This is a genomic window from Lentzea terrae, assembly GCF_003265345.1.
Lineage (GTDB): Bacteria > Actinomycetota > Actinomycetes > Mycobacteriales > Pseudonocardiaceae > Lentzea > Lentzea terrae.
In genome coordinates this window covers 97,810-105,881 of sequence record NZ_QFWW01000017.1, presented here as the reverse complement: position 1 = coordinate 105,881, position 8,072 = coordinate 97,810, and the positions used below count along the sequence as shown (strand labels likewise).

Below are 8,072 nucleotides of genomic sequence, written 5' to 3'. Positions count from 1 at the left end.
ATCTGGGCACTGCTGCGCGATGGCCGGGAGTTCCATCGCTCACCACAGCTCACGGCCCAAGTCGCTTGACACGATCATTGAAACTCCGATCCGACGACCCACATGGCGAAGAACTGCGAACCACCGCCGTACGCGTGGCCCAGTGCGATCCGGGCGCCGTCCACCTGGTGGTCGCCGGCGGTGCCCATGACCTGCATGGCCGCCTCCGCGAACCGCAACAACCCGGAAGCGCCGATCGGGTTCGACGAGAGCACGCCACCGCTCGGGTTCACCGGGAGGCGACCGCCGATCTCGGTCTCGCCCGCCTCGGTGAGCTTCCAGCCCTGGCCGAGGTCGGTGAAACCGAGGTTCTCGAGCCACATCGGCTCGAACCACGAGAACGGGACGTAGATCTCGGCTGCGTCCACTTCGGACAGCGGATCGGTGATCCCGGCCTGCTTCCACAACGCACGGGCGGCGTCCCGGCCTGCCTGCGGGTTGACCTGGTCGCGGCCGGCGAACGTGGTGGGCTCGGTGCGCATCGCAGTCGCGCGGATCCACGCGGCGCGGCCCGAGGTCGCCTCCGACGAGATCACCACCGCGCAGGCGCCGTCCGAGGAAGGACACGTTTCGTCGTAACGGATCGGGTCCCAGAGCATGGTGGACGCGCGCACCGACTCGACGGTGATGTCCGGTTGCTTCAAGTGTGCGTAGGGATTGAGCGCGCCGTTGCGACGGTCCTTGGCGGCGACCATCGCGCCCACGTGCTCGGGAGCTCCGGCACGGCGGATGTAGGCGCGCACGTGTGGGGCGAAGTAGCCACCCGCGCCTGCGTGCACCGGCATCGTGAACGGTGTCGGCACGGACAGCGCCCACATCGCGTTGGACTCGGACTGCTTCTCGAACGCCACGGCCAGGACTCGGTCGTGCACGCCGGACTGCACGAGTGACGCGGCAACGTTGCCGGTGCTGCCTCCGACCGAGCCCGCGGTGTGGACGCGCAGCAACGGTTTGCCGACCGCGCCGAGTGCGTCGGCGAGGAAGAGCTCGGGCATCATCACGCCCTCGAACAGGTCCGGGGCCTTGCCGAGGACCACGGCGTCGATGTCCGGCCAGTCCACGTTCGCGTCGGCCATCGCGCGGTCGATCGCCTCGCGGCACAGGCCTGCCATGGAGACGTCGAGGCGTTTCGCGGCGTGGTGGGTCTGGCCGGTGCCGATCACGGCTGCGGGTCGCATCTACTTCCGCCCTTCCATGACGCAGACCAGGTTCTGCTGGAGCAGCGGCCCACTCGTGGCATGGCCGAGCACCCGAGAGGCCGATCCGACGTGCACCCGGCGTGCCGCCTCCCCGATCCGAGCCAGTCCCGCCGCGAACATCGGGTTGCCTGCCAGCACCCCACCGGACGGGTTCACTGCGACGTCGTCACCGAGCCCGAGCGCTTGGCGCAGCAGGATCTCCTGGTGGCTGAACGGCGCGTGCAGCTCGGCCACCTCGACACCGTCGGTCCCAGCGGCCTTGCCCGCGGCCACTGTGGACGGCGAGGTCAGCAGGTCGCGTGCACCGAACGACGGCGAGTCCACCCGGTGCTCGAACCCGGTGATCCACGCCGGCCGTTCGCACAGCTCCCGCGCACGGTCACCCGCGGCCAGCACGATCGTGGCCGCTCCATCGGTGATCGGCGCACAGTCGTGGCGCCGCAACGGGTCTGCCAAGTAGTCCGAAGCCAGCAGGTCTTCGACGTCCACCGAACCGGACAGCTGGGCCAGCGGATTCGAGACAGCCGCAGCCCGGCTCCGCGCGGCGACAGACGCCATCGCACGCTCGTCCCAGAGCCCGGCCTCGATGCCCATGCGCGCCTGAATGCCTGCCAGGCCTACCGAATCCGGCCAGAGCGGCGTCACGACATAAGGATCGAGCTGCATCGCCATCACCCGGCGGAGCTGGCCGGCGGACGACTTGCCGAAGCCGTACACCAGCGCGGTGTCGACCTCACCGCAGAGCAGCTTCACCCAGGCCTCGTACAACGCCCAAGCGGCGTCCATCTCGACGTGCGACTCCATGATCGGCGGGAACGCGCCGATCGCGTCGACCGCGGAGACGAACGAGAACGCGCGCCCGGCCAGGTAGTCGGACGAGCCCGAGCACCAGAAACCGATGTCGGACTTGGTCAGCCCGAGCGAGCCGAGCACCTCGTGGAAGATCGGCACCAGCATCTCGACACCGTTCGTGGTGCCGTCGGTTTCGCGCACGCAGGGTGTCTGCGCGAAGCCGACTACCGCAATGTCACGCACGCGAGCCTCACAGGTGCTGGGAGTAGGAGTCGAACGGCGCGTCCGGCTCGCCGGAAGGCTTGAAGTGGTCGATGTTCTGCATCGTCGGGCCCCACTCCTCGCGCGGTTTCCACACCGCCTGCACGCGCATGCCCATCCGCACGTCCTCGGGCGCGATGCCGAGCAGCAGGTGCAGGAACGGGATGTCCGCGCCGTCCAGCAGCACGTAGGCGGAGACGTACGGCGGCGGGATGCGCTGGCCCAGGAACGGCACGTTGACCACGCAGAACGTCGTGATGGTGCCGCGGTCGGACAGCTCGACCTGGTCCGTGGTCGGCACGCCGTCGGTAGGGCAGGCCGGCCGCGGCGGGAAGTAGACCTTCGTGCAGGCCGGGCAGCGCTGGGCGATCAGCCGGCCCTCCATCAGGCCGCGCAGGAACGGGTCCTCGGTCGGCGACGCGGAGTGCGTGTAATGCAGGTTCACCGGCGTGATCACCATCGAGACCTCGTCGGCCTCGACAGCAGGATCGCCCGGAGAGTCCGACAGTTCGAAGCACTCGATGTCGGTGATCGCGCCAACGCGTTCGGCACGCCATCGCACCCGCACGCGTGCACCGGTCGACATCTGTTCCGGCGAACCGGCGTCGACGGCGTGCAGCAGAGACGTGTCCGCGCCGTCGAGCTGGATCAGCGCCCAGGCGAACGGCCGGTCGAGCGGCTGTCCTTCCAAGGGTTCCGGAATCCACGACCACCCGCGCACCACACCGGTCGACGCCACGTCCACGAACTCGGTCAGCCGCTCGGCGGTCACCGGGTCGTACTCGAGCGGCGGCACGTGCACGCGGCCGTCGGAACCGCGGATCCCGGTCACCTTCCGGCGGCGCAGATCCGTGAGGAACCGGCCCAGCGTCGGGCCGAGCGAGCGCGTGTAGTCGAAGCCGACGTCAAGTGGAGCACTCAGCGGCTTGGTCACAGATCAAAGTGAAACAGGTTCTCGAAATGGTGGCAAGATGGGTGCCATGAAGCTCGGTCTGCAGCTCGGCTACTGGGGTGCCACGCCGCCCCCGAACGCCCCCGAACTCGTGGCGGCGGCAGAGGAGTTCGGCTTCGACGCGGTGTTCGCGGCCGAGGCGTGGGGCTCGGACGCCTTCACCCCGTTGGCGTGGTGGGGATCCGCGACGCAACGGGTCCGGCTGGGCACGTCGGTCGTGCAGATGTCGGCCCGCACACCGGCCGCCTGCGCCATGCACGCGCTGACGTTGGACCACCTCTCCGGTGGACGGTTCGTGCTCGGCCTCGGCGTGTCCGGGCCGCAGGTGGTGGAGGGCTGGTACGGCCGCCCGTTCGCCAAACCCCTTGCCAGGACCAGGGAATACGTCGACGTCCTGCGTCAGGTGCTGGCCCGCGAGGCGCCGGTCACCAACGCCGGTCCGCACTACCCGTTGCCGTATCAGGGGCCAGGCGCGCTCGGTCTGGGCAAGCCGCTCAAGCCCATCACCCACCCGTTGCGCGCCGACCTGCCGATCTGGCTCGGTGCCGAAGGTCCGAAGAACGTCGCGCTGACCTCGGAGATCGCCGACGGCTGGCTCGCGATCTACTACGCGCCCAGGCTCGCCGGCATGTACGACGAGTGGTTGGACGACGGGTTCGCGAAGTCAGGGCGTAGCAGGGAGAACTTCGAGGTGGCGGCCACCTGTCAGGTCGTCGTGACGGACGATCCGGTGACGGTCAGGGCGATGCTCAAGCCGTTCGTCGCTTTGTACATCGGCGGAATGGGCGCGCCCGGCATGAACTTCCACGCCGAGGTCTTCACGCGCATGGGATACGGCGAGGCGGTGCAGGACATCGGCAGGTTGTTCCTGGCCGGACGCAAAGACGAGGCGGCACAGGCGGTCCCGGACGAACTGGTGGCCGAGATCAGCATCGTCGGCACCGCGGAGCACGTCCGCGACGAGGTCCGGCGGTGGGAGAAGGCCGGCGTCACGATGCTGCTCGTCGGCTGCCGCGACGTTGCCTCGATCAAGGCCGTAGCGGAGGCTTGTCAGTAGGTGAAACGCGTTCTACTTTGAGGGGTGTGGTCACTGGACTCTGGAACATCGCAGCCGATCAGCCGGACCTGACCGCGCTGGTCGATCCGAGCGGTCGCGAGATCACCTACCGAGAGCTGGCGGCGCAGGCCGACCGCTACGGCCGCGGGTTCCAGGCCCTGGGGCTGGCACCCGGCGACAGCATCGTCCTGATGCTGCCCAACAGCGCCGAACTGGTGGCGGTGTACTTCGCCGCCTACCAGACCGGCCTCTACGTCGTGATGGCCAACTGGCACCTGACCGGGGCCGAGGTCGCCTACCTAGTGCAGGACAGCGGCGCCAAGGCGTTCGTGGGGCACGAACGGTTCGCCGCTGCAGCAACGGAAGCCGCAGCCAGCCTGCCCGCCAACGCGAAGTACTCCGTGGGCGACGTCCCCGGATTCCTGCCGCTCGACGAACTCGGTGCGGGCGCGGAGGGGCGGCCAGATGTCCGCACCGCCGGCTCGCCGATGCTCTACACCTCCGGCACGACCGGGCGGCCCAAGGGCGTGCGCAGGCCGTTGACCGGCGCGGACCCCGACGTGGTGCCGCCGTCGGCGCCGTGGTTCTTCGGCATCTTCGGGATCAAGGCGCACGACGGGCACGTGCACCTGTGCGGGTCGCCGCTCTACCACACGGCGGTGCTGAACTTCGTCGTCATCTCCATCCAGCTCGGCCACACCGCGGTGCTCATGGACCACTGGACGCCGGAGGAGATGCTGCGGCTGATCGAGCGGTATGAGGTCACCCACAGCCACATGGTGCCGACCCAGTTCCACCGCCTGCTCGCGCTGCCGGACGACGTCAAGGCCAAGTACGACCTGAAGTCGTTGCGGGCGATGATCCACGGCGCCGCGCCGTGCCCGCTCGAGGTCAAGCGCAGGATGCTCGACTGGTGGGGCCCGGTCGTGATCGAGTACTACGCCGCGACCGAGGGCGGTGGCACGGCGATCACCGCCCAGGAATGGCTGCGGAAGCCGGGATCGGTCGGTCTGCCGTGGCCGACGTCGGAGATCAAGATCCTGGACGAGGACGGCAACGACCTGCCCGCGGGCGAACGCGGCCTGGTCTACATGCGCATGGGCGACGCGACCTTCGAGTACCACAAGGACGCCGAGAAGACGAAGGCCGCGCGCGTGGGGAAGCTCTTCACGTTGCAGGACATCGGTTATCTCGACGAGGACGGCTACCTGTTCCTGTGCGACCGGAAGAACGACATGATCATCTCCGGTGGCGTGAACATCTACCCGGCCGAGATCGAGGGCGAGCTCGTGTGTCACCCCAAGGTGGCGGACGTGGCCGTGTTCGGGGTGCCGCACCCGGACTGGGGCGAGGAGATCAAGGCGGTCGTTCAGCCCGCGGACGGCGTCGAGCCCAACGGTGAACTGACGCGCGAACTGCTGGAGTTCGCCGGCACCAGGCTCGCGAAGTTCAAGCTGCCGCGCACGATCGAGTATCTGGCCGAACTGCCCCGCGACCCCAACGGCAAGCTGTACAAGCGAAAGCTCCGCGACCGTGCGTGACCTCATCAAGATGACGACCGCCGAGGTCGCGGCGTTCCTGGACGGCCAGAAGACGTTGATCGTGGCCACCATCGGCCGAAACGGCCTGCCGCACCTGGCGCCCATGTGGTTCGCGCTGCTGGACGGCGAGATCGTGTTCTGCACGGACCGCAAGTCGCAGAAGATCGTCAACCTGCAACGCGACCCGCGCTGCAGCGTGCTGGCCGAGGCGGGGGAGACCTACGACCAGCTGCGCGGCGTGCACATGGAAGGTGTCACCGAGTTCACCCCGGACCTCGGCCGAGTCGTGGACGCCGTCGTGGCGCGCAACTTCGGCGAGGTCGGCGACGGCGAGCAGGAGCGGGAAGCCCTGCGCAAGGCCATGTCCAGGCGCGTCGCCGTGATCTTCCGTCCGACCAGGACGGCCAGCTGGGACCACCGGAAGCTGATGTCTGGAGCGACCCCATGACCCTGAACCGCCGTCAGGTGCTCGCCGGAGCCGGTCTCGCGCTGGCCTCCGGACTGGTCAGAACGTCTCCGGCAGCCGCGGACCCGCTCGGCGAGTTCGACGTCGTGGTGGTCGGCGCGGGTGCGGCCGGCATGACCGCGGCGCTCGCGGCAGCCAAGCGAGGACTCAGCTGCGTGGTTCTGGAGAAGGCGCCGACGTACGGCGGTTCGGCCGCCAGATCGGGCGCCGGCATCTGGATCCCCAACAACGAGGTCATCCTCGCGGCCGGCGTCCCCGACACCCCGGAGAAGGCGCGGCAGTACCTCGCGGCCGTCGTCGGCGACATTCCGGTGGCGCGGCAACAGGCTTACCTGGCGCAAGGCCCGCAGATGATCTCGTTCGTCATGCGGAACAGCCCGCTGCGCTTCCGGCACATGGACGGCTACAGCGACTACTACCCCGAGCTGCCCGGCGGCATCGTGAAGGGCCGGTCGATCGAGCCGGAGATGCTCGACGGCCGCATCCTCGGCGCCGAGCTCGCGAACCTGAACGCGCCCTACCTCGCCACCCCGGCCGGCCTGGTCATCTACGGTGCCGACTACAAGTGGCTCGCACTGGCCCTGGTCAACGCCAAGGGAGCCGCAACGGCCGCAGCAGCGTTGGCGCGCGGAACGGCAGCCGCGCTGGCCGGGCAGAAGCCGTTGACGATGGGCCAGGCGCTGGCCGGCGGTCTGCGTGCGGGACTCATGCAGGCGAACGTGCCGGTGTGGCTGAACACCGGCCTGCAGGACCTGCACCTGGAGAACGGCGCGGTGCGCGGCGTGCTGACCTCCCGCGGTCTGGTGAAAGCGCGTCGTGGCGTGATCATGGGCTCCGGCGGCTTCGAACACAACGCGGCGATGCGCGCGCAGTACCAACGGCAGCCGATCGGTACGCAGTGGACGGTTGGCGCCAAGGAGAACACCGGCGACGGCCACCGCGCGGGCGAGCGCGCCGGTGCCGCGCTCGACCTCATGGACGACGCCTGGTGGGGTCCCGCGATCCCGACGCCGGGTTCGCCGTACTTCTGCCTCGCCGAACGCACGCTGCCCGGCGGCCTGATGATCAACGCCGCAGGCCGGCGGTTCGTCAACGAGGCCGCGCCCTACAGCGACGTCGTGCACGTCATGTACGACAAGAACCCCGCAGACCCGTGCATCCCGGCGTGGCTGATCGTCGACCAGAACTACCGCAACCGGTACCTGTTCGCCGACATCGCGCCCGCGCTGCCGTTGCCGGACGGCTGGTACCAGTCCGGTGCGGTCGTGAAGAACTGGTCGCTCGACGGCCTGGCGTCGGCCATCGGGGTGCCGGGCACCGCGCTGAAGGCCACCGTCAGCCGGTTCAACAACCAGGCGCTCACCGGCAGGGACGCCGACTTCAAGCGCGGCGACAGTGCGTACGACCACTACTACACCGACCCGGCGATCCTCCCGAACTCGTGCCTGGCTCCGCTGTGGGTGGCGCCGTACTACGCGTTCAAGATCGTGCCGGGCGATCTCGGGACGAAGGGCGGCCTGGTGACCGACGCTCGTGCGCGGGTGCTGCGTCCGGACGGCTCGGTGATTCCGGGGTTGTACGCGGCGGGCAACGTCAGTTCGGCCGTGATGGGGCGGAGTTACGCCGGTGCCGGGTCGACGATCGGCCCCGCCATGACGTTCGGGTACATCGCGGCCAACGACATCTGAGCCAGCGCCGTGACCGCCAACCTTCGCCGCGTCTTCGGCGCTCAGCAGGGCGCCTCGCGGCACCGGCCGCACGCCCA

The 8,072-nt window shown here is 69.1% G+C and carries 7 protein-coding genes; 4 read left to right on the top strand and 3 right to left on the bottom strand.

The genetic code is table 11. The features are described 5' to 3' along the window. Nucleotides 1-74: 74 nt before the first annotated feature. From DI276_RS21650 to DI276_RS21640, 3 genes are read right to left on the bottom strand one after another with little or no spacing between them, the layout of a single operon-like run. Nucleotides 75-1,217, bottom strand: coding sequence for a thiolase domain-containing protein (locus tag DI276_RS21650; protein WP_112266143.1), 1,143 nt, complete (start codon nucleotides 1,215-1,217; stop codon nucleotides 75-77). Continuing rightward, a complete protein-coding gene (locus DI276_RS21645; protein WP_112266141.1) occupies nucleotides 1,218-2,273 on the bottom strand; it encodes a thiolase domain-containing protein in 1,056 nt (351 codons plus the stop codon). A 7-nt stretch (nucleotides 2,274-2,280) separates the two neighbouring features. Further along, nucleotides 2,281-3,225, bottom strand: a complete 945-nt coding sequence (locus tag DI276_RS21640) for a Zn-ribbon domain-containing OB-fold protein (protein WP_112266139.1) — start codon at nucleotides 3,223-3,225, stop codon at nucleotides 2,281-2,283. A 46-nt stretch (nucleotides 3,226-3,271) separates the two neighbouring features. On the opposite strand from DI276_RS21640, the gene DI276_RS21635 reads away from it, so the two are divergent. The 4 genes from DI276_RS21635 to kstD are packed head-to-tail and all read left to right on the top strand — an operon-like array spanning nucleotide 3,272 to nucleotide 7,995. Then, nucleotides 3,272-4,300, top strand: a complete 1,029-nt coding sequence (locus DI276_RS21635; RefSeq protein ID WP_112266165.1) for an LLM class F420-dependent oxidoreductase — start codon at nucleotides 3,272-3,274, stop codon at nucleotides 4,298-4,300. 26 nt (nucleotides 4,301-4,326) lie between these two features. Continuing rightward, nucleotides 4,327-5,841, top strand: coding sequence for an acyl-CoA synthetase (locus DI276_RS21630; RefSeq protein ID WP_112266137.1), 1,515 nt, complete (start codon nucleotides 4,327-4,329; stop codon nucleotides 5,839-5,841). Further along, nucleotides 5,834-6,289, top strand: coding sequence for a pyridoxamine 5'-phosphate oxidase family protein (locus DI276_RS21625; protein ID WP_198680804.1), 456 nt, complete (start codon nucleotides 5,834-5,836; stop codon nucleotides 6,287-6,289). The genes DI276_RS21630 and DI276_RS21625 overlap by 8 nt, the downstream gene beginning before the upstream one ends. Further along, nucleotides 6,286-7,995, top strand: a complete 1,710-nt coding sequence (gene kstD / locus DI276_RS21620; RefSeq protein WP_112266135.1) for a 3-oxosteroid 1-dehydrogenase — start codon at nucleotides 6,286-6,288, stop codon at nucleotides 7,993-7,995. The genes DI276_RS21625 and kstD overlap by 4 nt, the downstream gene beginning before the upstream one ends. The last annotated feature ends 77 nt before the right edge of the window (nucleotides 7,996-8,072 follow it).